The organism is Paeniglutamicibacter psychrophenolicus (assembly GCF_030812255.1).
GTDB classification, from domain to species: domain Bacteria; phylum Actinomycetota; class Actinomycetes; order Actinomycetales; family Micrococcaceae; genus Paeniglutamicibacter; species Paeniglutamicibacter psychrophenolicus_A.
The window spans coordinates 17,348-41,360 of sequence record NZ_JAUSSH010000014.1; the positions used below are offsets into that span (position 1 = coordinate 17,348).

23 protein-coding genes are annotated in these 24,013 nt (G+C 65.8%); 10 read left to right on the forward strand and 13 right to left on the reverse strand.

All coding sequences use genetic code 11. From position 1 onward, the window contains the following. Positions 1–11: 11 nt before the first annotated feature. Together J2T21_RS16340 and J2T21_RS16345 are read left to right on the forward strand one after the other, a co-directional pair. Complete coding sequence (locus J2T21_RS16340) at positions 12–890, forward strand: zf-HC2 domain-containing protein (protein WP_307582746.1); 879 nt, start codon at positions 12–14, stop codon at positions 888–890. A gap of 42 nt (positions 891–932) precedes the next feature. Beyond that, the gene (locus J2T21_RS16345) at positions 933–1,310 is read left to right on the forward strand and encodes a sec-independent translocase (RefSeq protein WP_209907220.1); all 378 of its coding nucleotides are present in this window, start codon (positions 933–935) and stop codon (positions 1,308–1,310) included. 168 nt (positions 1,311–1,478) lie between these two features. Here J2T21_RS16345 and J2T21_RS16350 read toward each other — a convergent pair whose 3' ends face one another. The 3 genes from J2T21_RS16350 to J2T21_RS16360 are packed head-to-tail and all read right to left on the reverse strand — an operon-like array spanning position 1,479 to position 4,538. After that, a complete protein-coding gene (locus J2T21_RS16350) occupies positions 1,479–2,588 on the reverse strand; it encodes an Mrp/NBP35 family ATP-binding protein (protein WP_307582749.1) in 1,110 nt (369 codons plus the stop codon). Next, a complete protein-coding gene (locus J2T21_RS16355; RefSeq protein ID WP_209907222.1) occupies positions 2,585–3,208 on the reverse strand; it encodes a DUF1003 domain-containing protein in 624 nt (207 codons plus the stop codon). The genes J2T21_RS16350 and J2T21_RS16355 overlap by 4 nt, the downstream gene beginning before the upstream one ends. After that, positions 3,201–4,538, reverse strand: coding sequence for a magnesium transporter MgtE N-terminal domain-containing protein (locus tag J2T21_RS16360; protein WP_307582752.1), 1,338 nt, complete (start codon positions 4,536–4,538; stop codon positions 3,201–3,203). The genes J2T21_RS16355 and J2T21_RS16360 overlap by 8 nt, the downstream gene beginning before the upstream one ends. Positions 4,539–4,688: 150 nt before the next feature. Here J2T21_RS16360 and J2T21_RS16365 point away from each other — a divergent pair, with 150 nt between their 5' ends. Beyond that, entirely contained in the window at positions 4,689–5,525 is an 837-nt protein-coding gene (locus tag J2T21_RS16365) for a general stress protein (protein ID WP_307582754.1), read from the forward strand. Between the two features lie 164 nt (positions 5,526–5,689). Here J2T21_RS16365 and J2T21_RS16370 read toward each other — a convergent pair whose 3' ends face one another. After that, complete coding sequence (locus J2T21_RS16370) at positions 5,690–7,240, reverse strand: aminopeptidase P family protein (RefSeq protein WP_307582757.1); 1,551 nt, start codon at positions 7,238–7,240, stop codon at positions 5,690–5,692. A gap of 220 nt (positions 7,241–7,460) precedes the next feature. Here J2T21_RS16370 and J2T21_RS16375 point away from each other — a divergent pair, with 220 nt between their 5' ends. From J2T21_RS16375 to J2T21_RS16385, 3 genes are all read left to right on the forward strand, one after another. Continuing rightward, positions 7,461–8,321, forward strand: coding sequence for a PHP domain-containing protein (locus tag J2T21_RS16375; protein ID WP_307582759.1), 861 nt, complete (start codon positions 7,461–7,463; stop codon positions 8,319–8,321). Positions 8,322–8,971: 650 nt separating this feature from the next. Next, positions 8,972–10,654, forward strand: coding sequence for a sodium:solute symporter family protein (locus tag J2T21_RS16380; RefSeq protein ID WP_307582761.1), 1,683 nt, complete (start codon positions 8,972–8,974; stop codon positions 10,652–10,654). A gap of 23 nt (positions 10,655–10,677) precedes the next feature. Further along, positions 10,678–10,809: a putative transporter small subunit gene (locus J2T21_RS16385; RefSeq protein WP_307582763.1), complete on the forward strand. Its 132-nt coding sequence runs from the start codon at positions 10,678–10,680 to the stop codon at positions 10,807–10,809. A gap of 152 nt (positions 10,810–10,961) precedes the next feature. Here the strand turns inward: J2T21_RS16385 and J2T21_RS16390 are convergent, their stop codons facing one another. From J2T21_RS16390 to J2T21_RS16415, 6 genes are all read right to left on the reverse strand, one after another. After that, positions 10,962–11,927, reverse strand: a complete 966-nt coding sequence (locus J2T21_RS16390) for a hypothetical protein (RefSeq protein ID WP_307582765.1) — start codon at positions 11,925–11,927, stop codon at positions 10,962–10,964. After that, positions 11,914–12,576, reverse strand: coding sequence for a DUF6318 family protein (locus J2T21_RS16395; protein ID WP_307582767.1), 663 nt, complete (start codon positions 12,574–12,576; stop codon positions 11,914–11,916). Before J2T21_RS16395 ends, J2T21_RS16390 begins: the two co-directional genes overlap by 14 nt. Before the next feature lie 90 nt (positions 12,577–12,666). Further along, positions 12,667–12,834 (reverse strand): hypothetical protein, encoded by a 168-nt coding sequence (locus J2T21_RS16400; protein ID WP_307582769.1) that lies wholly within the window; start codon positions 12,832–12,834, stop codon positions 12,667–12,669. A 139-nt stretch (positions 12,835–12,973) separates the two neighbouring features. Continuing rightward, positions 12,974–13,843: a DNA-methyltransferase gene (locus tag J2T21_RS16405; protein ID WP_307582875.1), complete on the reverse strand. Its 870-nt coding sequence runs from the start codon at positions 13,841–13,843 to the stop codon at positions 12,974–12,976. Between the two features lie 91 nt (positions 13,844–13,934). Further along, the gene (locus J2T21_RS16410) at positions 13,935–15,620 is read right to left on the reverse strand and encodes a DEAD/DEAH box helicase (RefSeq protein ID WP_373458059.1); all 1,686 of its coding nucleotides are present in this window, start codon (positions 15,618–15,620) and stop codon (positions 13,935–13,937) included. Between the two features lie 291 nt (positions 15,621–15,911). Continuing rightward, positions 15,912–17,363, reverse strand: a complete 1,452-nt coding sequence (locus tag J2T21_RS16415; RefSeq protein WP_307582773.1) for an RNB domain-containing ribonuclease — start codon at positions 17,361–17,363, stop codon at positions 15,912–15,914. A gap of 76 nt (positions 17,364–17,439) precedes the next feature. Between J2T21_RS16415 and J2T21_RS16420 the strand changes: the two genes are divergently transcribed. After that, positions 17,440–18,120 (forward strand): ferritin-like fold-containing protein, encoded by a 681-nt coding sequence (locus J2T21_RS16420; protein WP_307582775.1) that lies wholly within the window; start codon positions 17,440–17,442, stop codon positions 18,118–18,120. 63 nt (positions 18,121–18,183) lie between these two features. Continuing rightward, on the forward strand, positions 18,184–18,900 hold the full coding sequence (locus tag J2T21_RS16425) for a 4a-hydroxytetrahydrobiopterin dehydratase (protein ID WP_307582777.1): 717 nt from the start codon (positions 18,184–18,186) through the stop codon (positions 18,898–18,900). A 72-nt stretch (positions 18,901–18,972) separates the two neighbouring features. Here J2T21_RS16425 and J2T21_RS16430 read toward each other — a convergent pair whose 3' ends face one another. Further along, positions 18,973–19,194 (reverse strand): DUF3107 domain-containing protein, encoded by a 222-nt coding sequence (locus tag J2T21_RS16430; RefSeq protein WP_071213255.1) that lies wholly within the window; start codon positions 19,192–19,194, stop codon positions 18,973–18,975. Positions 19,195–19,265: 71 nt separating this feature from the next. Then, entirely contained in the window at positions 19,266–19,847 is a 582-nt protein-coding gene (locus tag J2T21_RS16435) for a TetR/AcrR family transcriptional regulator (RefSeq protein ID WP_307582877.1), read from the reverse strand. A 174-nt stretch (positions 19,848–20,021) separates the two neighbouring features. On the opposite strand from J2T21_RS16435, the gene moeB reads away from it, so the two are divergent. Together moeB and J2T21_RS16445 are read left to right on the forward strand one after the other, a co-directional pair. Beyond that, on the forward strand, positions 20,022–21,245 hold the full coding sequence (gene moeB / locus J2T21_RS16440) for a molybdopterin-synthase adenylyltransferase MoeB (RefSeq protein WP_307582779.1): 1,224 nt from the start codon (positions 20,022–20,024) through the stop codon (positions 21,243–21,245). Between the two features lie 154 nt (positions 21,246–21,399). Continuing rightward, positions 21,400–22,470, forward strand: a complete 1,071-nt coding sequence (locus J2T21_RS16445) for an SH3 domain-containing protein (protein WP_307582781.1) — start codon at positions 21,400–21,402, stop codon at positions 22,468–22,470. Positions 22,471–22,589: 119 nt separating this feature from the next. On the opposite strand, the gene J2T21_RS16450 is transcribed toward J2T21_RS16445, so the two are convergent. Further along, positions 22,590–23,948, reverse strand: coding sequence for a glutamyl-tRNA reductase (locus J2T21_RS16450; protein WP_307582879.1), 1,359 nt, complete (start codon positions 23,946–23,948; stop codon positions 22,590–22,592). Positions 23,949–24,013: the final 65 nt, after the last annotated feature.

Below are 24,013 nucleotides of genomic sequence, written 5' to 3' on the forward strand. Positions count from 1 at the left end.
ATGAACGTTGGATGGGTGAATACGTCGCCGGCTCCCTGGACGGGCGCCGCGCGCAGGCATTGGAACAGCACGTGCGGCATTGCGCGCAGTGTTCGGCGGCGCTGGGACATGCCCGGCGCGCCGGGTCGCGCGGGCCAGCGCCGGTGCCCCCTCCTCTGGGCCCGCTGAACGCGCAAACCCTGCTGGGCACACACTACTCGCTGCCGCGTGAACGCGAAGTCGGTTCCCGCCGTGCCGCCGCCTTCGTGCCCATGGCCGTGTTGCTGATGGTCTTCGCCCTGGTGGGCACGATCGCCGCGATGTCATGGTTCCTCGGCGCACCGGCCGCCCAGGGGGTGCCGGAGCATGATCCGACCGAATCCTTCAGTGCCTCGGCCCGCAACCTGGATGCCGAAGCCATCAACCAATTGCGCCAGGCCGGCTGGACCTGCCCGGTGATCGAAGCCGCGGGGTTCACCCTCACCTCCGCCACCGGGACGCTGAACCAGGGCGAGGCGACAGTGACCCTGGTGCTGAGCGACAGCCGGCACACCGTGCAGGTGGCCGAGACCCGGGCCCTTTCCGGCAGCCCGGCCGCGTCGCTGCAGAAGTCCGTGGCAGCCGGGGCAACCACCGACCCGACCTCGGGAATGCTCACCGAGCTGGGGCACCGCCTGGGCGCCAAGGCGGCGGCCGCGGTCACGTATGCCGATGGAACCGCCACGTTGAACATGGAAGACGTCAAGTACAAGGTCACCACGAATCTTTCCAAGTCAGACGTGGAAGGGATCCTTCAGCGGCTGGTCGTGGGGGAGCACACGCGCATCGTGTCGCTGGACCCGGCGGCCGAGAATTTCTCCCAGCGCCTGCTGCGAGGCTTTTCCCGCCTCATGGTTTTGGACTTCCAATAGCAAATGGCCTCACCGCCGCTCGAAAGCAGGTAGTCTACAAAGGTGTTTTTGGGAATCAATGGCAGTGAACTGCTGGTGCTTGCGGTGTTGGCCGTTGTTATTTTGGGACCCGAAAAGCTCCCGGAATACGCCGCACAGCTGGCGCGCCTGGTCAAGGAACTGCGCCGCATGGCCACCGGGGCCAAGGAACAGCTGCGCGAAGAGGTCGGCGACGACATCGCCGACATGGATTGGCGCAAGCTCGACCCGCGCCAATACGACCCGCGCAAGATCATCAAGGACGCGCTGCTCGAGGACTTCGAGGATGCGGTGTCCGCGGTGAAGGAAACCCCGGCCATCGAGCAGCGTCCGGTGGCGATCGCCCGCAGCGCCCCGCTGGCCCCGCACGAACCTGCGCCCTTCGACAACGAGGCGACCTGATCCCGCGGCCCGTGGCCTCCGGAGCGGATCTGCCCACATCGGGGCCCGGACAAAGAACGTGAACAAGGAAGGCGGTATCCACCGGATGCCGCCTTCGTTCTGCCCGCCGGGCGGGTGTCCGGCTTGGGCGGCCTGCGCAACAGGAGCCCCGTGGGGGCGTCGGGGCACCTAGACCGGGGTGACGCCCAGTTTCAGGCCCGCCAGGCCGCGTGGGCGGCGGGTGAGGGCCCGTGACATGGCAACGATCTGCACCGCTGCCGGCGACTCGGGGTGCGAGAGCACCAGCGGGACCCCCGCGTCGCCCCCGGCCCGCAGCATCGGATCCAGTGCCACCTGCCCCAGCAGCGGAACCTCGGTGCCCAGAACCAGCTCCAGGCGCTTGGCCAGCTCCGCCCCGCCGCCGGCGCCGAAGACCTCCATGGTGGACCCGTCGGGCAACACCAGCCAGCTCATGTTCTCGATGACGCCCACGACCTTCTGCCCGGTCTGCACCGCAATGGACCCGGCGCGCTCGGCGACCTGGGCGGCGGCGGCCTGCGGGGTGGTGACCACCACCAGCTCGGAACCGGGCAAAAGCTGGGAGACGGAGATGGCGATGTCCCCGGTGCCCGGGGGCAAATCCAGCAGCAGCACGTCCAGGTCCCCGAAGTGCACGTCGGTCAGGAATTGCTCCAGGGCCCGGTGCAGCATCGGCCCGCGCCAAATCACCGGCTTGTTGTCCGGGACGAACATGCCGATGGAGATGACCTTCACCCCGTGCGCCACGGGCGGCAGGATCATCTCGTCCACGCGGGTGGGCTTCACCTCCGGGATGCCCAGCAGCCCGGGGATGGAAAAGCCGTGCACGTCGGCGTCGATGAGCCCGACGCGCAACCCGTCGGCGGCCATCGCACAGGCCAGGTTGGCGGTCAGCGAGGACTTGCCGACACCGCCCTTGCCGCTGGCGATCCCGATGACCCGGGTGAGCGAGGAGGGGTCGGAGAACGGGACGGCGCGGCTTTTCAGCGACCCGCGCAACTCGGCCCGCTGCGCCGGGCTCATCACGCCCAGCTCCAGCTTCACCTCGCTGACCCCGGGCAGGCCCGCCAGGGCGGCGGAAACGTCGGACTCGATGGTGGAGCGCATCGGGCAGCCGGCGATGGTCAGCAGCACCTTCACGTGTGCGGCGCCATCGGCCAGGACGGCCGATTCGACCATGCCCAGCTCGGTGATGGGACGGCGCAGCTCGGGGTCCTGGACGGTGGCCAGGGCTTCGAGGAGCCGGGGTTCAAGGCTCATGGGGTGTCGTTCCTTCGGGTGCGCCGTTCGCGGCGCGGTGCGGGGACCTGGGGGATAAGCCCGGTGTTGGTGGAGGTGCGGTCGCGGCGCCGCGGGTTCCGGGCGCGCAGGTTCAGTTCCTCGCCGTCGCTGGTTTCCAGCAGGTCCTCCAGGGCCGAGCGCAGCTCGGAGCGGACGTAGTCGCGGGTCGCGACGTCGCGCAGGGCGATGCGCAGCGCGGCCAGCTCGCGGGTGAGGTACTCGGTGTCGGAAAGGTTGCGCTCGGCCCGGCCGCGGTCCTCGGACAGCGAGACCCGGTCGCGGTCGTCCTGCCGGTTCTGGGCCAGCAGCAGCAGCGGGGCCGCGTAGGAGGCCTGCAGCGAGAGCATCAGGGTCAGCGCGGTGAAGCCCAGCGCCGCGGAGTCGAAGCGCCAGCCCTCGGGGGCCAAGGTGTTCCAGATCAGCCAGAACACGCAGAAGATCGTCATGTAGAAGAGGAACTGCGGGGTGCCCATGAAGCGTGCGAACTTCTCGGTGCTGGACCCGAACCGGTCGGGGTTCGGGGCGAAGCGCGGGAAGAAGCGGGCACGCGCGGTCATCGGGGTGTCGAGGCCGGTCGACACCCGCCGGTTTTCAGCCATGGGGCCCTCCGTTCACTGGTGGTTTCGGGGTTCCGGACACCTCGGTGTCCGGGACATGCGCGGCGGCGCCGTCGGAGTGGTCGTCGTGGGTGCGCCAGTCGTCGGGCAGCAGGTGGTCCAGCACGTCGTCGACGGTCACCGCGCCGACCAGCCGGCCGTCGTCGTTCACCACGGCCAGCGAGGTCAGGTTGTAGCTGGCCAGGGTGCGGGCGACCTCGGCGACCTGCGCCAGGTCGTCGATGGGCTCGACGTCGGAGTCCAGGATGTTGCCCAGGGATTCCGGCGGCGGGGTGCGCAGCAGCGCCTGGATGTGCACCGCCCCCAGGTAGCGCCCGGTGGGGGTCTCCAGCGGGGGACGGGTGACGAACACGGTGGAGGCCAGCGCGGGGCTCAGCTCCTCGCGGCGGACCGCCGCCAAGGCCTCGGCGACGGTGGCCTCGGGGGAGAGGATCACCGGGACCGGGGTCATCATCGACCCGGCGGTGCCCTCGGCGTATTCGAGCAGGCGGCGCACGTCGCGCGCGTCCTCCGGCTCCATCAGCTCCAGCAGCGCGTGCTTGGTGTCCTCGGAGAGCTCGGAGAGCAGGTCGGCGGCGTCGTCGGGATCCATTTCCTCCAGCACGTCCGCGGCGCGCTCCATGTCCAGGGCGGAGATGATCTGCACCTGCTCATTGTCGGGCATCTCCTGCAGCACGTCGGCCAGGCGTTCGTCCTGCAGCTCGGAGGCGACCTCGACGCGGCGCTTGATGTTCATCTCGTGCAGCGCGTCGGCGAAGTCGGCGGGCTTCATCTCGTCATGGGCGGCGACGTAGGTGCTGGCGGCCTGCGGCTCGTGCAGCGCGGTGTGCATGATCGCGTCCCAGGGCACCAGCAGCCGTTCCCCGCGCGCCCGGCGCAGCCCCAGCAGCCCGGAGGCCGGGTCGCCGCGGCGGACGTAGTAGTCGGAGATGATCCAGTCCCCGTTGCGTTCGCGGGCCAGCCCGATGTCCTCGACCACGGCGTTGCCGCTGCCGTCCTCGAAGACCACGCGCCGGTCGAAGAGCTCGGCGGCGACCAGGATCTCCGCGCCGCGCTGGACGAAGCGGCGCATGTTCACCAGGCCGGTGCAGATGATCTGCCCGGACTCCATGGCCTGGATGCGGGTCATCGGCACGAAGACCCGGCGCTTTCCGGGCACCTCGACGACCACGCCGACGCATTGGGCGGGCTTGGTGGCCAGGCGCGAGATGACCACGACATCGCGCAGCCGTCCCAGGCGGTCGCCCAGGGGGTCAAAGACGTCAAGGCCCAGCAGGCGTGCGATGAAGACCTTCGTAGAATTGCTGCTCACGCTCTCTAGGCTACTGCCTGCGCCGCACCCGGACCCGGTTTGGCCGATGTGTTGAGCGCGACGCCGCCCAACCCCGCGGCGGACCGCCCGTGCTTTCACCTTCAGCGATCAAGCCCGGTCTTCTGCCCGTGCAACGTGCACAATGGATATATGTCTTCCCCACTTGGTGCGTCCCCGTCCAACCCGAACTCGCTCGGCCTGCCGCGCGGCGAGCTTTTGGGGCGCTACAACACGTACCTGGATGCCCAGAAAGTGGTGGACTACCTGGCCGACAACAACTTCCCGGTCGCGAACCTCACGATCGTGGGCAACGACCTCAAATCCGTGGAGCGGGTCACCGCCAAGCTCAGCTACCCGAAGGTGGCCGCCGCGGGTGCGGCGCAGGGCGCGATGTTCGGCGTGTTCGTCGGCCTGGTGCTGACCATCTTCAGCCCGGGCTCCAACGCGCTGGCGCAGATCCTGTCGTCGGTGGGCATCGGCATGGCCATCTGGATGCTGGTCGGCGTGGTGAGCTACTCGTTCAGGCGCGGCAAGCGCGACTTCGCCTCGCAGTCCCAGGTGCTGGCCACCAGCTACGACGTGGTGGTCTCGTTCTCCCATGCGCATGCTGCACGCGCGATGGCCGCCAAGCTGCCAATGAGCCGCACGGCCGCGGACGCCGGGGTCGGCGCCAACCACGGCCCGCACCAGCACCAGCCTCCGGCGCAGACCCAGGCACCCGCCCAGCCCGAGGCACCCACGGTGCCGTCCGCCCCGTCGACGGGCAGCTACTCGGACCTGCCCGACGGGCGCCCCCAGTTCGGCATCCGGATCCAGGACAACCCCCCTGTCGTTGTTCCCGCACCCGAGCCCGCACCCGAGCCGGCCGCAGGGCCGGAAACGAAGCCCGAAGCCGACGCACCCGCTGAGGGCGATGCACCGGCGCCGAACGGATCGGGCCCGGAGTCGCACAAGCAGAACCAGGCGGAACACGGCAAGCATTCCTAGACCGGGCGGGCGCAGACCCGGCCAAAACGGTACGCGAACCGGAGGGAAGCAAGGCCACAGGCGGCCCGGGCCACAACGTGAAACAACAACGGCGGTCCTCCACCCGAAAGGGTGGGGGACCGCCGTTGCCATGCCCGGGGTCATCCGCCGGGCCGCAGCCGGATCTAGCCCTTGCGGACCTGCGCCATCCAGGCCTCGACGTCGGCCGGGGTGCGGGGAAGCGCCGCGGAGAGGTTCACGCATCCGTCGGCCGTGACCAGCACGTCGTCCTCGATGCGCACGCCGATGCCGCGGTATTCCGCCGGCACGGCAAGGTCCTCGTTCTTGAAGTACAGGCCCGGCTCGATGGTGAAGACCATGCCCTCCTCCAGGATCCCGTCCAGGTACAGCTCGGCCTTGGCCTGCGCGCAATCGTGCACGTCCAGGCCCAGGTGGTGGCTGGTGCCGTGCGGCATCCAGCGGCGGTGCTGCTGGCCCTCGGGGGACAGCGCCTCTTCCAGCGACACCGGCAGCAGGCCCCAGGCGTCGAGGTTCTGCGCCAGCACCGTGACGGCGGTGGTGTGCAGGTCGCGGAACCTGGTGCCGGGCTTGGCGACTGCGAAGGCGGCATCCGCCGCGTCGAGCACCGCCTGGTAGATCTTGCGCTGCACTTCCGTGTAGCTGCCGTTGACCGGCAGGGTGCGGGTGACGTCGGCCGTGTACAGCGACTCGGCCTCCACACCGGCGTCCAGCAGCAGCAGGTCACCGTCGTTGACGGTGCCGTTGTTGTTGATCCAGTGCAGCACCGTGGCGTTGTTGCCCGAGGCGGCGATGGTGTCGTAACCCAGGTCGTTGCCCTCTTCGCGGGCACGGGCGAAGAAGGCGCCCTCGACCACGCGCTCGCCGCGTTCGTGGGTCATGGCACGGTCCAGTGACCTGACCACGTCGTGGAAGCCGTTGATGGTGGCGGCCACCGACTTCTTCATCTCGCCGATTTCCCAGGCGTCCTTGACCAGGCGGATCTCGCTCAAGGCCTCGGTGAGCTCCCCGTCCAGTGCATCGGAGGCTTCCAGGTCCACGCCGGTGTTGATGCGGGAGGTATCGACCAGGGCGTCGCAGTTCAAATCGACATCGCGCAGCAGGCGGATGCGCATGCCGCCGAATTCCACCACGCCGGCATCGGTGGTGATGGCGAACTCCAGGCCGGTGAGGTCTGCGGTGGGCAGGCCCAAGCGGGCCTGCAGCAGGGCCAGGGTCGGGCGCGGGCCGATCCAGAATTCGCCGCTGCGGGCGCTGGAGTAGAACTCCTCGGAATCGCGTCCGGCCATCGGTGCGAAGTAGAGCGTGGAAACGTGGTTCGAACCGTTGTCGCCGGAACCCTCGGCGGCCGGCTCCATGACCAGCACCGCGTCGGGCTCGTGGTCAAGGCCCAGGCCGGTCAGGTGGGCGAAGCCCGAGTGCGGGCGGAAGCGGTAGTCGGTGTCGTTGGAGCGGACCTTGTGCGGTCCGGCCGGAATGACCAGGCGCTCGCCCGGGAAGCGGGCGGAAATCGCGGCGCGGCGCTTGGCCGCATACGGTGCCACTTCGTCCTGGCCGGGAAGTTCGGCGGTGTCGGGAGCCCAAGAGGACGCCATGAATGCCTTGAAAGCCTCGGAGTTGGGGCGCTGGGAACGGTTGTTCACGCGCTCTTCGAGGGGCTGGTCGCTGCCGGTGGTGGTGGTTGCATCAGTGCTCATTGACCAATCGTCTCAAAGCCCGGGCGCATACGCCAAGGCGCCCGGCACTGTGCGTGGTGCTGGAGCCGGCGCGGCCCCTGCGATCGGCCCGATCAGGCACCTGCCAACCGTCCGTCGATGTCGCGGTATCGCCCCTCGGCGGTTCCGGTGGTGTTCGTCCCGGGAAGAACACCGGGGGACCGCGTCCGTTGCCGGGCAGGGAGGGGATACCCTGAGAGCTATGCGGATCGACCTTCATGCCCACTCACACGTTTCCGACGGGACGGAGCCTCCCGCCGATTTGGTTGCTTCGGCCAAGCTGGCCGGACTTGACGTGGTTGCCTTGACCGACCACGACCAGACCGCCGGGTGGCAGGCGGCCGGTGAAGCCGCGCTCGCGCTTGGCATCGGGCTGGTCCCGGGGATGGAGATCTCCTGCAAGACGGAGCTCGGCATCAGCGTTCATTTGCTTTCCTACCTCCACGATCCTTTGCATCCGGGGCTGATTGAGGAAATCGACAAGGCCCGCGACGCCCGCATCACCCGTGCCCGTCGCATGGTGGAGCTGCTGGCGGAGGACTATCCGGTGGACTGGGACATGATTTCCCGCCACACGGCCCCCGGCGCAACCATCGGTCGACCACACATTGCCGACGCGCTGGTGACCGCAGGGGTCGTCAGGACACGCACCGAGGCCTTCGCCCAGGTGCTGACCGCGCGTTCGCGCTACTACGTGGGGCATTACGCCATGGATCCGGTGACCGCCGTCAAACTCGTGCGCGAGGCGGGGGGAGTGCCCGTATTTGCGCACCCCGTTGCATCCGCCCGGGGCAGGGTGGTTGGCGCGGAAACATTCGAACAAATGATTGAGGCTGGTCTGCTGGGCCTGGAAATCAACCACCGTGACAACCCGGAAGAAGGCCGGGGGTATTTGCGTGCCATCGCCGCCGAACACGACTTGATCGTTACAGGGTCATCCGATTACCACGGCACCGGCAAGCCGAACATGCTTGGTGAAAACACCACCACCGTCGAGATGCTCCAGAGGATTCTCGAAGCAGGTACCGGCACAGCCCCGGTGGGCATGCCCGACCTGACCTGAACAGCTGCTTCGGAACACCTCCGCTGCCCGTCCCGAACGGGCAGCGGTTTTTTTGGTGCAATTCCCGACTCGGCACTGTGCGCTGCATGGCTCATTGTCCGGTGCATTCTGCATGGTCTTGACGAGCCAAGTTCGCCGTCATGGATAGGCGGTGAGAATATCAATACCCAACGAAATAACAAGTTGGAAAATTGTGTATCTTTCTAAATTCCATTGCTGGTTGTGGGCGCATCAGCGGGGGGAGTGGCGGGCCGTTCCCAGCTACAGTTGCCCCGTATCATGACCTACTCCGTGAGCGACCTCATCGCATTCCTGCTACTATCATTTTGGTTGCTTCGTTGAATGAAATATTTTTGTTGAGCTTTGTTCCAAGGTTTCACGAAGCAGCTCACAACCACGACGGCATGAATTTCGCCGTCATATTGGACATGGAACGGCGTCGCGTTGGTGAGGATAACCTCCCGCGACCAATAGCCGAAGTCCAATAGTCCGGCGTGATGCCCGGGTGGTTTGGCGCGCTCCGAATGCGTCCACGCCGGATGCTTTGTCGATTTCGTGTACGCGAAGTCGATCTCAATTGTGCCCTTTGTTGGCCAGCGCGCAAGTAATAGGAATTATTCCGGCGGAATTCCTATGATGAGAGGACAGAAATGGATCTCCAAAACGGAGAATATCAACTTCTCGCGGGATCGGTTGTCCTGGGGTTGTTGGTGCTTTTTTACGGAGGCACATTCGTGATGACTCTGTTTATTGGCAAAAAGAAAGAAAATGCCGATGGTTATATGACTGCCGGCAATAAAATTGGATTCGGTGTCTCGGCGGCAAGTATGACTGCGACGTGGATATGGGCTGCGTCGATGTACGCCTCGGCTACGTCTGGCTACACCTATGGCATTTCCGGGCCGATTCACTATGGCCTTTGGGGGGCCTTGATGATTCTATTCATCTACCCCTTTGGCCGTAGGATCCGTGCGGTTGCGCCAAAGGCACACACCCTGGCCGAGGTCATGTATGCCCGTCACGGACGGTCCAGCCAGCTCATGCTTGCAGGCTCCAACATCCTGGGCAGCGTCATCTCCCTGACGTCGAATTTCATCGCTGGCGGCGCGCTGATTGCGCTGCTCTCGCCTTTCAGCTTCCGCCAAGGAATCATCGCGGTTGCCGCTGGCATCTTGCTCTACACGCTATGGTCCGGATTCCGTGCCTCGGTGTTGACCGACTTCGCGCAAGTGGTGGCGATGCTCGGTGCCGTGGTCATCATCATTCCGGTGGTGTTCTTTGCCGCTGGAGGACCCGGACTCTTTGAAACCGGCGCCTCAAACCTGACGGTGCAGCAGGCGAACTTCTTCTCGTCCGAGGCCTTCCTGAACCAGGGTGCCCCGTACATTGCAGCCGTTCTGGCCTATGCCATCGGCAACCAGACCATTGCCCAGCGGCTCTTTGCCGTGCGTGAAGACCTCATCAAGCCGACCTTCATTACGGCGACCATTGGCTACGGCGCCACGGTGATCGGATTCGGCATGCTCGGCGTCATCGCCCTGTATGCGGGCATCACCCCGATGGACGGCGACACGAACAACCTGATCCCGCAGATGGCCGTCACTTATCTCGGCCCGGTCCTGCTCTGCGTCTTCTTCATCATGATCCTTGGGTCGTTGTCGTCCACAGCCGATTCTGACTTGGCAGCGCTCTCATCCATCGCCATGACGGACCTCTACGGCCAGACGGTTGGCAAGAAGAACGTCAAGCCGAAAACCATGTTGCTGGTTGGACGCATCACCATGATCCTTGCCACCGCTGCGGGTCTCTTCTTCGCCAGTGGCCAAATGAACATCCTGGACCTGTTGGTCTTTGTAGGCGCTCTATGGGGAGCGTTGGTCTTCCCTGTCATCGCAAGCTTCTACTGGAAGAAGGTCACCAACAAGGCCTTCACCATCTCGACCCTGGTGGCGCTGGCGTTGTTCTTGCCGGTGCGCTTCGAATGGATCTCGATGTCGGGATTCACCGGTTACGCGGTGGACGTTCTCGGTATTGTCGGTGTCGGCGTCGTCCTTGGTCTGATGACCTTTGGCTTCTTTGGGTTGAAGGTAGCCCGCATTGTGGGAATTGTGGCCGTTGTCGTCGCGGCGCCGTTCGCCATGGGTGCACTGCACGAGTATTCAGTGCTCAGCGGATCGCTGGTGGCCTATGCAGTTTCGACCGTCATTTGCTACGCGATGTCGGTGCGTTCGAAGCAGAACTTCGACTTCAGCACGATCAAGGATCGCGTTGGTGACTTCGACCCCATCGAGACGATCAAGCGCGACACCGACCCCGTAGCCACTAGCAAGTAGAGAAAAGGAAGCAGGAGACAACAATGGATATTTTTTGGTTGACCGTATATGTCCTGATCTGGCCTGTCATCGTTGCAGGAACCCTCTTCGTGATCACTCGTGCATTCTTCCGTGAATGGAAGCAGGCCCGCGCCGAAGGACGAGGCCTGGTCTAGGCGCTCGTCAGTTGGTCCGTAGGGACCGTATCTTCGTAGATAGTTGAAGCCTCGGTGTTCTGCCCGTATTGGTAGAGCACCGAGGCTTTTGCGTTATCGCTCATGCATAATCATGCATCGCGAATTCTACTTGTTGTCATCGTATAGTTGCTTCATTCGTATATTGACCTGCAGCCCGGAGCTTCACTGTTTTCATTGCAGTTCTCGGCCACCAGAATCTTCTTGGTCCGCCATACGCTCATCAAGATCGGTTCGCCTGGCACGTTGGCGACACCCGGGATCGGTGTCCAAGGTCCACCCTCTGTCGAGTATTCTCCGCGAAACGCAGTTGATAGGCTGACTCTGAAGTCGCCAGTTTCCTTGTAAACGTGACTGGTCGTGGTCGCCTCGTCAAATCCACGTTGTACAACGGGCCCACCGGGAAAGCTCAGTCGCCGCGTTGTTTCGTCACCGTAAGTCCATGAATATGAAACCGGTAAGGCTCGGATTCGAACTTCTTGCGCAAAGATCAACACATCGAATGTCTGAGGCTTGGACTTTGCGTACATGTGTGCGTGACCATTACGAAGCGAAAACCCCTCCGGCTGGCTGATGATGGTTGAAGCCAAGATCGGCAAGTCTCGGAACCGTTCGGGAGTCACCTTGGCGACATCTTGTTCCGCTCCCGGTACTTCGACTTTTGGCTCTATGCTGCAGTACGAAGTTGACCCCACCAGCTGTCCTTGTCTCGGCCCATTGATCGCGTAGATCAGTCGCATCAGGGGATAGCTCCCATCGGCACAGGGAGAATCAGGATTCGCATCGCACCCCAGCTGTCGCATCAAAGCAGGTTCGCATTGGCGATAGTACTCTACGCGGTACTTTAGTTTTGGGCCGTACCGCACTTGCTTGGATTTCTGCTGGTCACGAAAGAACTTGTTTGGAGGAGGCTGCGGAGCACTTTTGCCCTCGCATTTGCCTTCACGGGTATGGGCACTGTCACCGCCCAGATAACTAAGGTTAATGCATGCCATTGTTGAAGGCGTGTCTACTAACGATGACGTTGTGATCTGAAGAGCCACGGCAAACAAAACGACGAAAAACTTTGAGAGAAAAGGCATTGCGTCACTTGCCAGCATCTATGAATTCGATGTCCACGACTTTCCATTTTCTGCTTGGTGCATAGACCAAGTGGAGTGTTCCCGCGACAGGTGTTTTAGTAGCTGGAACTTCGCCTTGGACTTCGCCTTCAGCAAGGTAGATCGTGGTCTTTGTTCGATGAAAAGTAAACCCTGCAAAGGCACTGCCTTCAACCAATTTAGTGAAGTTAACCCGCAGCTCAGTTTCGCCGCCTACCTGCCAGCCACCTTGACCTGCGTTGCTATCGGCAGGGTCGATTAATTGCTCGCCGCATAGTTTGCACGAATGTTCTGTTACAGATTTGATTGGTTTGGTGTCGTAGGTCAGCACCGTATAGTCGACAAGCTCGAAGTAGTACTTGGTAAAGGCTGCTATGCCTTCTTCTGAGTTCTCCTTCGCGGCTTCCGGCATCTGGGGGACCGGCCAATTCTTGGCTGGCCCCTTGGAACTGGCAGGTACCGGTGTTGGCGTGGGCTTCGCGGTGGGGCTGGGCGACGATGTCGGGGGCGAACTGCTTGCAGTTGCAGTTGGTGCCGGTGACTTGCCGGTGGGCTCGACCGGTTCCGCGTTTCCGCCGCAACCCGCCGCAGTGAGCACGAGCGCGCCGGAGCAGAAGATGAGCATGACCTTCTTGGATTTCGCAAACATGCCAACGGCCTACGATTCGGTTGGAGTCAATTAGCAGACATCCTAACCCCGTTGCCAAATGTTTGGGAGGGGTTGTCCACAGGCCGGCCGTCAGGGCTCCTGCTGTTGCTGGTTCATGGTCAGCAGGCTCTGTGCGATGGACAGCGTGGACAAGGCCTGCACCGACTCCCAGGATCCGGGCTTGAGCTTGGTCGCCACCTGGAGGGCTTGTTCGGCAAGCATTGCCGCAAGCTGGGCTCGCGAATCCATATCGGCCATGGTGATCACTCCTGAAAAGACTGAACCCCAAGTCGCCTCGGGGAATCGAGACTACTTGGGGTTCAGTGTAGCGGCAGATCCAGCGGGTGAACATGGCGGTCACCCGACCGCCGACCGGATGCAGCTTGCGCGCAGGTGCTCAGTCTTCTAACGTGCTCAGGACCGTGGCCTTCGGGATGCGCTTGGTCATCACGGCAATGGACTGCGGGTTCTCGTCCACGCAGACAAAACGGCGGCCCAGCGCCTGGGCTACGGCCCCGGTGGTGCCGGAGCCGGCGAAGAAGTCAAGGACCCAGTCGCCCTCTCGCGAGCTGGCGTTGATGATCCGGCGCAGGATGCCCTCGGGCTTCTGCGTCGGGTACCCGGTCTTTTCCTTGCCCGTCGGCGAGACGATGGTGTGCCACCAGACATCGGTAGGCAGCTTCCCGCGCTCGCGCTTCTCGGCGGTGACCAGACCGGGCGCCATGTACGGCTCTCGGTCCACCTCGGCATTGTCGAAGTGGTAGGCCTTGGGGTTCTTCACGTACACCAGGATGTTGTCGTGCTTGGCCGGCCAGCGGGACTTGGCGCGCGCGCCGTAGTCGTAGGCCCAGATGATCTCGTTGAGGAACGACTCGCGGCCGAAGATCGCATCGAGCATCACCTTGGCATAGTGCACCTCGCGGTAGTCGAGGTGCACGTACAGGGTGCCGTCGTCGGCCAACAGCCGCCAGGCCTCGCGCAGGCGCGGTTCCAGGAACGACCAGTAGTCGTCGAAGGCGTCGTCGTAGCTGTGCAGGTCCCCGCGCAGGGTGGAGTAGCTCCGGCCCTGGAAGCCGACCCGGTCGCCCTCGCCGGCGGCCGCGCGGACCGCGGTGGTGACCTGGCGCTTTTGCGTCCGCCCGGTGTTGAACGGGGGGTCGACGTAGATCAGGGTGAATGTTTCGTCCGGAAGCGTCGGCAGGAACGCCGCATTTTCCGCATGGACGATCAGGTTGGGCCCGGTGGGGTCCCAGGTGCGGGCCGCCATGGCCTCGGCGGGCCCATCGGTTTCCGGCAAGGGATCGGCGATGGGCCCGTCAGGAATGCTGGTCAACGTCATCTAGTTGCTGGGCGTCAATCTACTCGGCGTCGTTGTTGGTCACGACTTCGCCGTCGCGGCGGCGGGTGCGGCTGCGGCTGCGGTTGCGGGCAGGGCGATCGGCGGCGGCAGCGGACTGCTCTCCGGCATCGCCGGCGACGGCCGTTTCGCGGTGGCGTTCGCCCTCGCGGGCCGGGCGGTCCGAACGGCCGCGCGAATGGCCGTGGCGTCCGCCGCGCTCACCGCTGTTGCTGCGTTCCGAACGGTCCGGGCGCTCCGTGCGTTCGCCGCGTCGCCCGCCTTCGGAGGACCGGCCGCCGGAACGCGGGGCGTTCTTCTTGCCGGTCTCGCCCAGGTCCTCGAGCTTCTCTCCGGCCAGGCCCTCGAGCTTGCGCGCGTGGCGCGGCAGGCGGCCCTTGGTGCCGGCGGGGATGTTCAGGTCCGCATAGAGGTGCGGGGAGGATGAGTAGGTTTCCACCGGTTCGGTGACGTTCAGGCCCAGGGCCTTGTTGATCAATCCCCAGCGCGGGACGTCTTCCCAGTCCACGAAGGTCACCGCGGTGCCCTTGTTGCCGGCGCGGCCGGTGCGGCCCACGCGGTGCAGGTAGGTCTTCTCGTCTTCCGGGCACTGCAGGTTGATCACGTGGGTGACGTCGTCCACGTCGATGCCGCGGGCCGCGACGTCGGTGGCGACCAACACGTCGACCTTGTTGTTGCGGAAGGCGCGCAGGGCCTGCTCGCGGGCGCCCTGGCCCAGGTCGCCGTGCATGGCGCCTGCGGCGAATCCGCGGTCGATCAGCTCGTCGGTCAGCTTGGCCGCCGAGCGCTTGGTCTTGGTGAAGATGATGGTCCGGCCGCGGCCCTCGGCCTGCAGGATGCGGGCGACGACCTCGTCCTTGTCCAGCTGGTGGGCGCGGTAGACGACCTGGCGGATGTCCTTCTTGGTGATCGAGTCGTCGTCCGGGTCCGCGGCGCGGATGTGCGTCGGCTTGGTCATGTAGCGGCGGGCCATCGCGATGACCGGGCCGGGCATGGTGGCCGAGAAGAGCATCGTCTGGCGGATCGCGGGGGTTGCGGCCAGCAGCGTCTCGACGTCGGGCAGGAAGCCCAGGTCAAGCATCTCGTCGGCCTCGTCGAGGATCACGATGCGCACGTTCTTCAGGTTCAGGTGGCGCTGGCGGTGCAGGTCGATCAGGCGCCCGGGGGTGCCCACGACGATCTCGACGCCGTTGTTCAGCTGCTCGATCTGCGGTTCGTAGGCACGTCCGCCGTAGATCGTGGCGATGCGTGCGTTGCGCTTGGTGGCGGCCTTGGCGATGTCGGTGGCGACCTGGACCGCGAGTTCGCGGGTCGGGGCGACGATCAGGGCCTGCGGGGCGCCGGGGACCGGGAGCTTGTCGTAGCCCTCGTCGTCCGGGCCGATCACGCGCTGCAGCGCGGGAATGCCGAAGCCGAAGGTCTTGCCGGTGCCGGTCTTGGCCTGGCCGATGATGTCGTGCCCGCCCAGTGCGACCGGGAGGGTCATCGACTGGATCGGGAAGGGGTGGATGATCCCGGCATCCGTCAGGGACTCGACGATGTCGGCGCGCACGCCGAAGTCGGCGAAGGTCAGCTGCGGGATTTCGTGCGGGGTTTCATCGGTGGACAGGGTTTCTTCGATGTCCACTGCCTCAGACGCCGAATCGGCGGTGAGCTGGTGTTCTGTATTCAACACAGGGGGTCTCATTCGTTTAGGCACCTTGGGAAAGGGGTGCTCGACGACCGTTCCCGTGACTGCCGGGAAGGAGGGGTCGGAGGTCCACCACAATCGAGGTGCTTCCAGCGGAGCCGATCGCAGGCTTAGCTAGCGGTCAAGTGGATCTGACCACGTGGGGCGCGGAAGTCGCTGGGTAATCCCGCATGAATTCTTTTCAAGGTACGCGACCGGGCATCCTTGTATACCGTTCAAGCATATCGTGCACCCGGTCAAATCGCGGTATTTACCGACCGGGCCTCGCTGCCGGGCCCGGAGGAGACGCTAGGCGCCCACGATGCGGAAGAGCACCTTGCGGCTGGCCAGATCGGCATGCACCAGTTCCACCTCGACCTGCACCCCGGCCTGCGAGCTGCCCTCGAACCGAGCCATGACGGCGGGGGATTCCAGCTGGAGGGTCCCCAGCGAGCGGTGGTTGCCGTTGGAGGATTCCCCGGAAGCGGTCAGGGTCACCGCACGGAAGCGTTCGCCCACGCGGTGGGCCAGCGAGGCGGCCTCCACGGTGTCGATGGCCGCGCGTTCGATCTTGTTCACGACGCGGTTGGAGTCGTTCATCAACTCCGGCAGCGTCGGCAGCACCTCGCGCAGTCCCCGGGGAACTTCCTGGCCGGTGACCGCGTAGGAGCAGACCAGCAGCGCGAAGCGGTCCACCAGCCGGCGCAACGGGGCCGTGGTGTGCGCGTAGGGCGCGGCGATGGCGGCCTGGACGGTGTCCCGGGGCAACTCGCCGTCGATCGCGGTGTAGGTGGCGCCGCGAAACAGGCTGGTGGCCTGGTGCATCAGGGCAAGCTGCCGCGGATCGGCCAGGTCCAGCGAGCGCAGGAACTCGCCATAGGGCTGGGTTGGCTCCCACACGGCGCCCAGCGCCTTGGCCTGGAGCCGGAAGATGTCGATGTCCTTCTGTGCCGGGGCGGGCATGGTGCGCAGCAGCCCGACCCTGGCCTCGAGCATGATGCGGGCCGCCTCCATCCCGGTCATCAGGGAGACCTGCGCGTTCCAGTCCTCCACCGGCAGCGGGGCGTCGGAGACGATCTTGTAGGTGCCGTCGATGCATTCGACCTCCTGGGAGGGGATGCGCAGCGAGGCCCCGCCACGGGCCCGTTCCAGTTCGATGCGCTTGAGCCCGACCTCGCGCAGCAATTGCAGCATCTCGCTGGCCGTGCCCGCATCGAGGGAGTCCTGGACGCCGACGTAGCTGAGCTTCTCCCGGCTGCGGACGATGGCCCGCTGCAGTCCGGTGTCGGCGACGGCGCCTTCGGCATCGAGGGTGAAGGTCCACAGGTAGGCGCTGCGGTCCCGGTTGGGCAACAGCGAACCGGCGTCCTCGCTGATGGATTCGGGGTGCAGCGAGATCCGCCGGTGCGGCAGGTACACGGTTTGGCCGCGCAGCCTGGTCTCCGCGTCGAGGGTGCCGCCGAGGGCCACGAAGCCGGGGACATCTGCGATCGCATAGTGCACCAGGTAGCCGTCGCCGCTGCGCGACAGGTGCAGGGCCTGGTCCAGGTCGGTGGAGCTGGCCGGGTCGATGGTGACCAGCTCGATGTCGCGCTTGTCGATGGCCGGCAGCTCGAAGTCCGCGATCGCGCGTTCGGCCTCATCCAGCACCTCGGCCGGAAATTCGGAACGAACCTCGAACTCCGTTTCCAGGGCCTTGAGGGCCTGGGCCAGTGCGGTGCTTCGGGCCTCGGGGGTCAAGGCGATGTATTGGTGGCTCACAACGCCAGCATAGCCACCCGGCCGCCGCCGTGGCATCGACGTGCCGGGCGTGTTGGGCCCCGAGTACGCTGAACCCATGACCAAAACACCCTTGACCTATGGTTCGGCGGCCGCAGCCGACGACGCGGAGCTGGCCCTGATGGGGCTGATCGCCTATCAGGAACTGACGGCCTTCGAGCACCTGTCCTCCGATGCGCGGCTGTCGCCGACCCTGGTGGACCGCGAAACCCTGGGCCGCTTCGCCGTGAAGGAGTTCGGGCACTTCGAGATGGTGCGCGAGCGCATTGCCGAGCGGGGACTTGACCCGCAGGAGGTCATCGAGCCGTTCATGGCCTCGCTGGACGAGATGCATCGGCGGACCAAGCCGGGGGACTGGTACGAGTCGCTGACCAAGGCGTATGTGATCGACGGGGTCGCCGCCGACTTATACGCGTTGATTGCCTCCGGGCTGGAAGCGGAGGTGCGCACCCTGGTGCACGAGGTCAAGACGTCGCAGGCGAACACCGAGTGGTTGCGCGAGCGGCTGCAGCTGGCCATCACCGACCGTCCCGAGCGGGCCTCGCGCCTGGCGCTCTGGGGCCGGCGGCTGCTGGGCGAGGCGCTGACCCAGGCCAGGGAGATCGGCGAGACGTACGACTACTGGGGCGCCCTGCAGATTCAGGGCCCCGATGGCCGTGGCCAGGAAATGACGCGGCTCTTTGCCCGGCTGGTGGAGAACCATTCGCGGCGCATGCGCCAGCTGGGCATGACCGCCTGAGCCGGCCCGCCTGGGCCCGCCCCGGGCCGTGCCGCCCGCCCGCGCCGGGGCACACACCGACCAATGACAGCACCACAAGAAACGAGAACCGCCACCATGGGCCTTGACAAGGACTCACCCACCCGCGTCCTGACCGACTACGAGATCGCCAGGGCGCTGAAGGAATTGCCGTCGTGGAGGAAGCGGGAAGGATCGCTGGTCTGCGCCTGGGCGTTCCCGGACACCCGGGACGCCGTCGACTTCCTCGCACTGGTGGCCGAGGCCGCCGAGCACCAGGGCCACCACCCGGATGTCGACTGGCGGGCGAGCACCATCTTCCTTCGCACCACCTCCTGCGACGTGGGCGACGAAGTCACCCTGCGCGACGTGGCCCTGGCATCGCTGCTTGAATTCGCCGCCTCCGACTCGGGCGCCGTTGCGGTGCCCGATCGCCACCAGGACGTCACCCTGGGCATCGAGACGCAGGATCCGGCCAGGTTGGAGGACTTCTGGATCGGTGCCATGGGCTACCGCAAGGGGCGCGACGGGTTCCTGGTGGATCCCGAGGGACGCAACCCGCGGATCCGGTTCGAGGACACCGCAACGCCACGTGCCAACCGCATCCACATCGAAAAGTTCATGTCCCATTCCGGGCTGGAAGCGCTCCAGGAAGCACTTCAGCCGCACGCAGGCGCCGGGGACCGGACCCACGCGCCGGCCCTGAGCATCTACACGGACGCCGACGGCAACCGCGTGGGCCTGAACACCGAGGTGAGCGACGAACCGCCGGCGTTCCAGTAGCCCCGGTGGGGGCTTAAACAGGTGGGGAGGAACGGTTTCCCGTTCCTCCCCACCTGCCTGGTGACCTGGTGCCTAGTGGGCGAAGCCCACGCGGCGTGCTTCCTCGACACCGATTTCGACATACGCGATGCCCGCGACGGGCACCAGCATGAGGCGGCCCTTGGAGTCGGTGAGGCGAAGTTCCCCGCCTGCTGCCAGGGCGTCGGAAACGCGCTTGGCCAACTCCTCGGCATCCTCGGCGGACTCGATCACGATCTCGCGGGCAACATTCTGAATTCCAATGCGAACGTCCATGGTGGCCTTCCTGGTTTGGTGCATGTGCCGGAGCCCGGTGGCGCCGACCAACATCTAGTGTCGAATTTACGTCAGGATTCCTTGGGGAATCGACCGATTCCGCGCCAAGCTAAACGCGAGACCAGATCGCTGGCCTCTTCCATGGACACCTCGTCGGCCATATCCACCCAGTAGCGGGCCGAGACCTGGGCCATCCCGGCCATGGCCCGGCCCATCAGCAGGGCCTGGGCCGGGGGAAGCCTGGTGTCCTCGGCAACCACGTCGGCGATGCGGCCGGCGAACTTCGCGTTGAACGCCTCGATGCGCCCGCCGATCAACTCGTCGTTGAGCAGGTCGGATTCGAAGATCAGCCGAAACGCCTGCGAATCCCGCGAGATGTACTCGTAGTAGGCGCGAATCGTGGCGCCGACCCGCAACTTGTTGTCGGTGGTGGAATTGATGGCCTGCTGCAGCAGCGCGCTGAACTCGTCCATGTGCGCATCGAGCAGCGCCACATACAGCTCCCGCTTGCCCGGGAAGTGCTGGTACAGCACCGGCTTGGACACCTCGGCAACCTCGGCGATCTCATCCATCGAGGCCCCGTGGTACCCGTGGGCCACAAAGACCTGGTGGGCCGCGTTGAGCAGCTGGCGGCGACGGACCTCGCGCGGCATCCGCTGCGTCCGCTGCGTCCGGCCGCCGCGGCCTGGGGGAGTAGTCACATCGGCCCTTTCGCGAAAGCTCGCCGCCCGCATCGAAATCGGGCGACATTCCGCACAAGTCTACTCTTGGGTAACGACGGATGCCGGACCGACGCCAATGCGCCGCACAAGCATTATGGTGAATACATGAACCATAGCAACGACCCCACCACCCGGTTCGGGAACGCCACCGCCGGCCGGCTCCCGGCCCTCGTGCCGCCCGGGGACGAACTGCTGCCGGAGGAATTGCTGCGCTACTCGCGCCAGATCATCATCCCGGAGATCGGGATGACGGGGCAGCGCCGGCTGAAGAATGCCCGGGTGCTGGTCATCGGCGCCGGCGGGCTCGGCGCCCCCGCGCTGCTCTATTTGGCCGCGGCCGGGGTGGGGACCCTGGGCATCATCGACGACGACGAGGTGGACCTGGGCAACCTGCAGCGCCAGGTCATCCACTCCACCCTCACCGTGGGCCAGCCGAAGACCGAGTCCGCGTCCGCGCGCATCAAGGAACTGAACCCGCTGGTCACCGTGCGGGTGCACAACCACCGGCTGGATGCCTCCAACGCCGTGGAGCTCTTCGGCCAATACGACCTGGTCCTGGACGGGACCGACAACTTCGCCACCCGCTACCTGGTCAACGATGCGGCCGCGCTCGCCGGCATCCCGTACGTCTGGGGCTCGATCCTGCGCTTCGACGGCCAGGTGTCGGTCTTCTGGGACGCCCACGGCCCGAACTACCGCGACCTGTATCCGACCCCGCCGCCGGCGGGCACGGTTCCCTCCTGCGCCGAGGGCGGGGTCTTCGGGGTGCTGTGCTCGCAGATCGGCTCGGTGATGGTGGCCGAGGCCATCAAGCTGATCACCGGGGTCGGCCGCTCGCTGTTGGGGCGCCTGTTGATCCTGGACTCGCTGGACATGACCTGGCGGGAGGTGTCGCTGCTGCCCGATCCCGATGTCCCGCCGATCACCGGCCTGTTGGAAAGCTACGACGACTTCTGCTCGGCTCCCGTGCTGGATGCCCGGGGGCTTGCGCAGATGGCCGCGCACAGCATCGATGCCAGGGAGCTGGCGCGCCTGCTCGAGTTGCGCACCGAGGGGAAGGAAGACTTCCTGCTGGTCGATGTCAGGGAGCCGGGCGAGGCCGAAATCGCCTCGATTCCCGGGGCGATCCTCGCCCCGCGCGGGGCGATCCTGGGCGGGGAAATCGAGCTGCCCCGGGACCGGGAAATCATCCTGCACTGCAAGTCGGGGGGCCGTTCCGGGGAGGTGCTGCGCTACCTGCTGGACCGGGACTTCGCGCAGGTGCGTCATGTCGCGGGCGGAATCCTGGACTGGATCAGTGATGTCGATCCGCGCATGCCTGCCTACTGAGGCCTTGAGCCAGCTTGCCAGCGGTGGATTGTCCGGTTTCCGGGCGATGTGGCCGTGCCGCGGCGGCCACGGTGCGCCCGGGGTTCCACTACCCTGTGAGTGTTCACACTGAAGTGTTGCTCGTTGGGGAGGGCACTGAGGTTTAAGGCACCACATGAAAGCATTCCTGTTTGCGCTCGTTGGCGCACTGGCCCTCACGCAGTGCCTGCTGACCGCACCGTTGGCCGGCGAGGGGCCGGGTAAGGCCGCCATCCCCGGGATGCCCCTGGCGGCTCCGGCCGCCGCTTCGTCGAAGGCGCCGGCGATGCACGCGGAATCATCCGCCCAGCCGATCGTGTTGGCCGGGTCCAGCACCGTGGGCGCGTCAAAGCCGCACTACATGGCCACCATCACCATCAAGCCGCGCAGCGGCAAGGGCACAGGGGCCCGGCTGGGGTCGGCGACCAAGGGATACAAGGTGTGGGGCACCGGCAAGACCTCGAAGGGCTACACCCAGATCAAGTTCCTGGGCCGCGCCGGCTGGGTCAGGTCCAACCAGCTCAAGCGCCTGGTCGTGGCCAAGTATACCGCCAAGCAGTCGACCGTCCTGCGTTCGAAGGCCAACGGCGGCAAGAAGCTGGCGACCATCGGGCGGGACTACACCCTCGGCACCGTGGACAACGCCCGCAACAAGCCGCGTTCCCGGGTCCGGGTCCAGTACAAGGGAAAGACCGGCTGGGTCGCGCTGAAGCACGTGAAGAAGGTTTCACTGGGCAAGGCCGTGGGCCCGGGCGCCCGGACGTACTCGGACGCGGCATGGGGCGCGGCGGTGTCCAGGAACATCTCCAGGTACTGCCCGCGGATCACCGTGCGGGTGAGCCACCGCAAGGACGAGTACTACGCGCAGTCCAGTCCACGGCGCATCACGCTGAGCCGGGTGGGCCACCCTGACCCGAGCACTGCACCGATCAAGGCCGTGGCCCTGCACGAATGCGCGCACATCATGCAGTTCAAGGCGTATCCCCGGGGCTTCTCGAAGCTGGTTCGGCATGCGGAGAAGATCAATCCGCGCCGTGACGGATACGGGATCGAGCACCTGGCCGATTGCATGTCCGACTCCATGGGTGCCAAGCGCAGCGGACGCCTGGCCGACGGGAGCACCTACTACACCGGGTACCACGGCAAATGCAGCAGCGCGCAGAAGCGGGCGGCGGCCCGGTTGATCGCCGGCAAGCGGCCGGCCTGACCGGCACCGGCACGCCGTGGACGGCAAAGGGCACCGCGGGAAGAAAATTCCCGCGGTGCCCTTTGCGTGGCGTCTTGTGCCCGGCCCGACCGGCCCGGCATCGACGCGGCGGGGGTTGGCTATCCGGCCTGCTGGATGGGGGCGGACTCGGCGAGGTTCCCGGCATCGCTGCCCTGGATGCCGGTCACCGGGCAGGTGCCCTGTTTCTTCATCGAGGGCGCCATGGGCACCTCGACCTCCAGCCCGTACAGCGTCTCCAGGGCATCGATGTAGTCCCCGGCGCGCCCGGCTGCGGCCAGCTCGCGGGCACGGACCGTGGGCACGTGCAGCAGCTGACGCATCATCCGGCGCATCGCGAATTCGACTTCCTCGGCCGCGGCGGTGCAGCCGTGCTGGGCGCGGACCTTTTCGACCTCGGCCTCCAGGACCTTTTGGGTGTGCCGGCGCAGGGCCACGATGGCGGCATCGGCGGCACGTTCGCGCTGTTCGGCGGCAAAGGCCTCGGCCGCGTCGACCACGATCCCGCGGGCCTGGCGAAGCGACTGCGCCTGCTCCTCGGGGGCGGCCATGCGCACCGACTCCAGGTTGATCAGCTCCACGTTTTCCAGCGAGCCGAGCTCCGGGTCGAAGTCGTGGGTCAGGGCCAGGTCGATGGCGATCAACGGGCGCGAGCCGCGGTCAAGGGTCGCGATGTCGGCGGCCATCAGGCGGTGGTCCGAACCGCTGCACCCGATGATGACATCGGCGGCCTCGAGGGCGGCCTCGAGCGTGGACTCGTCCAGCGCGGTGCCCCCGCGGGTGGCGACGAATGCCTCGGACCGTCCCGAGGCGGAGAACACCGACACGTTGTGGGCGGCGCGCTCGCGCAAAAGCGACATGGTGGCCCCGGCGTAGGCGCCGGTGCCGAAGATGACGATGTTCTTGGAGCCCCAGTCGGACTCGCGGCTCAGGTCGGTGGCCAAGTCCAGCGCCACGGAGACGACCGAGAGGCCGCGGGATCCCAGCGAGGTCCGCGAACCGACGTCCTTGGCGGTGCGCGAGGCGGCCTGGAAGAGCCGGACCAGGGAACCGGTGGCGGTTCCGGCGGCCTGCGCCTCGTTCAGCGCGCGGCGCACCTGGCCGGCGATCTCGCGCTCCCCGATGACGGCGGAATCCAGTCCGGCGCCGACGGAAAAGAGGTGTTCGATGACTTCGGTCTCGGTCTTGGAGACCAGCGCGGTGGAGATGGTGGCCTCGGAAAGCCCGGTGCTGGCGGCGATCTGGGTGATCACCTCCGAGCGCGCGGCAGGTACGTCCTCGGATTGCGGCACTTCGCAATAGATTTCGTAGCGGTTGCAGGTGGCCAGGGTGATGGCGCCGGCAACAGGGCTGGCCGAAGCGAGCACGACGGAAGCGACCTGGGAGGCGTCGGCACTGATCTTTGCCACGGTCTCGAGGTCGATGTCTGAATGGGAGGCAACGAGAGATAGTAAAACCACAGTGCCTCCCATGATAGCGCTTCTACTGGTTGTAGAGCATCGGGTGTGACGAGGTCGCCCAATAC

Excerpts from the sequence above, each read along its gene's own strand:
- J2T21_RS16385 (WP_307582763.1), top strand. The coding sequence starts at position 10,678 with ATGGATATTTTTTGGTTGACCGTATATGTCCTGATCTGGCCTGTCATC.
- moeB (WP_307582779.1), top strand. The coding sequence starts at position 20,022 with ATGAACCATAGCAACGACCCCACCACCCGGTTCGGGAACGCCACCGCC.
- J2T21_RS16395 (WP_307582767.1), bottom strand. The coding sequence starts at position 12,576 with ATGTTTGCGAAATCCAAGAAGGTCATGCTCATCTTCTGCTCCGGCGCG.
- J2T21_RS16410 (WP_373458059.1), bottom strand. The coding sequence starts at position 15,620 with ATGAGACCCCCTGTGTTGAATACAGAACACCAGCTCACCGCCGATTCG.
- J2T21_RS16380 (WP_307582761.1), top strand. The coding sequence starts at position 8,972 with ATGGATCTCCAAAACGGAGAATATCAACTTCTCGCGGGATCGGTTGTC.
- J2T21_RS16375 (WP_307582759.1), top strand. The coding sequence starts at position 7,461 with ATGCGGATCGACCTTCATGCCCACTCACACGTTTCCGACGGGACGGAG.
- J2T21_RS16420 (WP_307582775.1), top strand. The coding sequence starts at position 17,440 with ATGACCAAAACACCCTTGACCTATGGTTCGGCGGCCGCAGCCGACGAC.
- J2T21_RS16390 (WP_307582765.1), bottom strand. The coding sequence starts at position 11,927 with ATGCTGGCAAGTGACGCAATGCCTTTTCTCTCAAAGTTTTTCGTCGTT.
- J2T21_RS16435 (WP_307582877.1), bottom strand. The coding sequence starts at position 19,847 with ATGCCGCGCGAGGTCCGTCGCCGCCAGCTGCTCAACGCGGCCCACCAG.
- J2T21_RS16340 (WP_307582746.1), top strand. The coding sequence starts at position 12 with ATGGGTGAATACGTCGCCGGCTCCCTGGACGGGCGCCGCGCGCAGGCA.
- J2T21_RS16445 (WP_307582781.1), top strand. The coding sequence starts at position 21,400 with ATGAAAGCATTCCTGTTTGCGCTCGTTGGCGCACTGGCCCTCACGCAG.
- J2T21_RS16430 (WP_071213255.1), bottom strand. The coding sequence starts at position 19,194 with ATGGACGTTCGCATTGGAATTCAGAATGTTGCCCGCGAGATCGTGATC.
- J2T21_RS16350 (WP_307582749.1), bottom strand. The coding sequence starts at position 2,588 with ATGAGCCTTGAACCCCGGCTCCTCGAAGCCCTGGCCACCGTCCAGGAC.
- J2T21_RS16425 (WP_307582777.1), top strand. The coding sequence starts at position 18,184 with ATGACAGCACCACAAGAAACGAGAACCGCCACCATGGGCCTTGACAAG.
- J2T21_RS16365 (WP_307582754.1), top strand. The coding sequence starts at position 4,689 with ATGTCTTCCCCACTTGGTGCGTCCCCGTCCAACCCGAACTCGCTCGGC.
- J2T21_RS16370 (WP_307582757.1), bottom strand. The coding sequence starts at position 7,240 with ATGAGCACTGATGCAACCACCACCACCGGCAGCGACCAGCCCCTCGAA.
- J2T21_RS16355 (WP_209907222.1), bottom strand. The coding sequence starts at position 3,208 with ATGGCTGAAAACCGGCGGGTGTCGACCGGCCTCGACACCCCGATGACC.
- J2T21_RS16405 (WP_307582875.1), bottom strand. The coding sequence starts at position 13,843 with ATGGCGGCCCGCACCTGGGACCCCACCGGGCCCAACCTGATCGTCCAT.
- J2T21_RS16400 (WP_307582769.1), bottom strand. The coding sequence starts at position 12,834 with ATGGCCGATATGGATTCGCGAGCCCAGCTTGCGGCAATGCTTGCCGAA.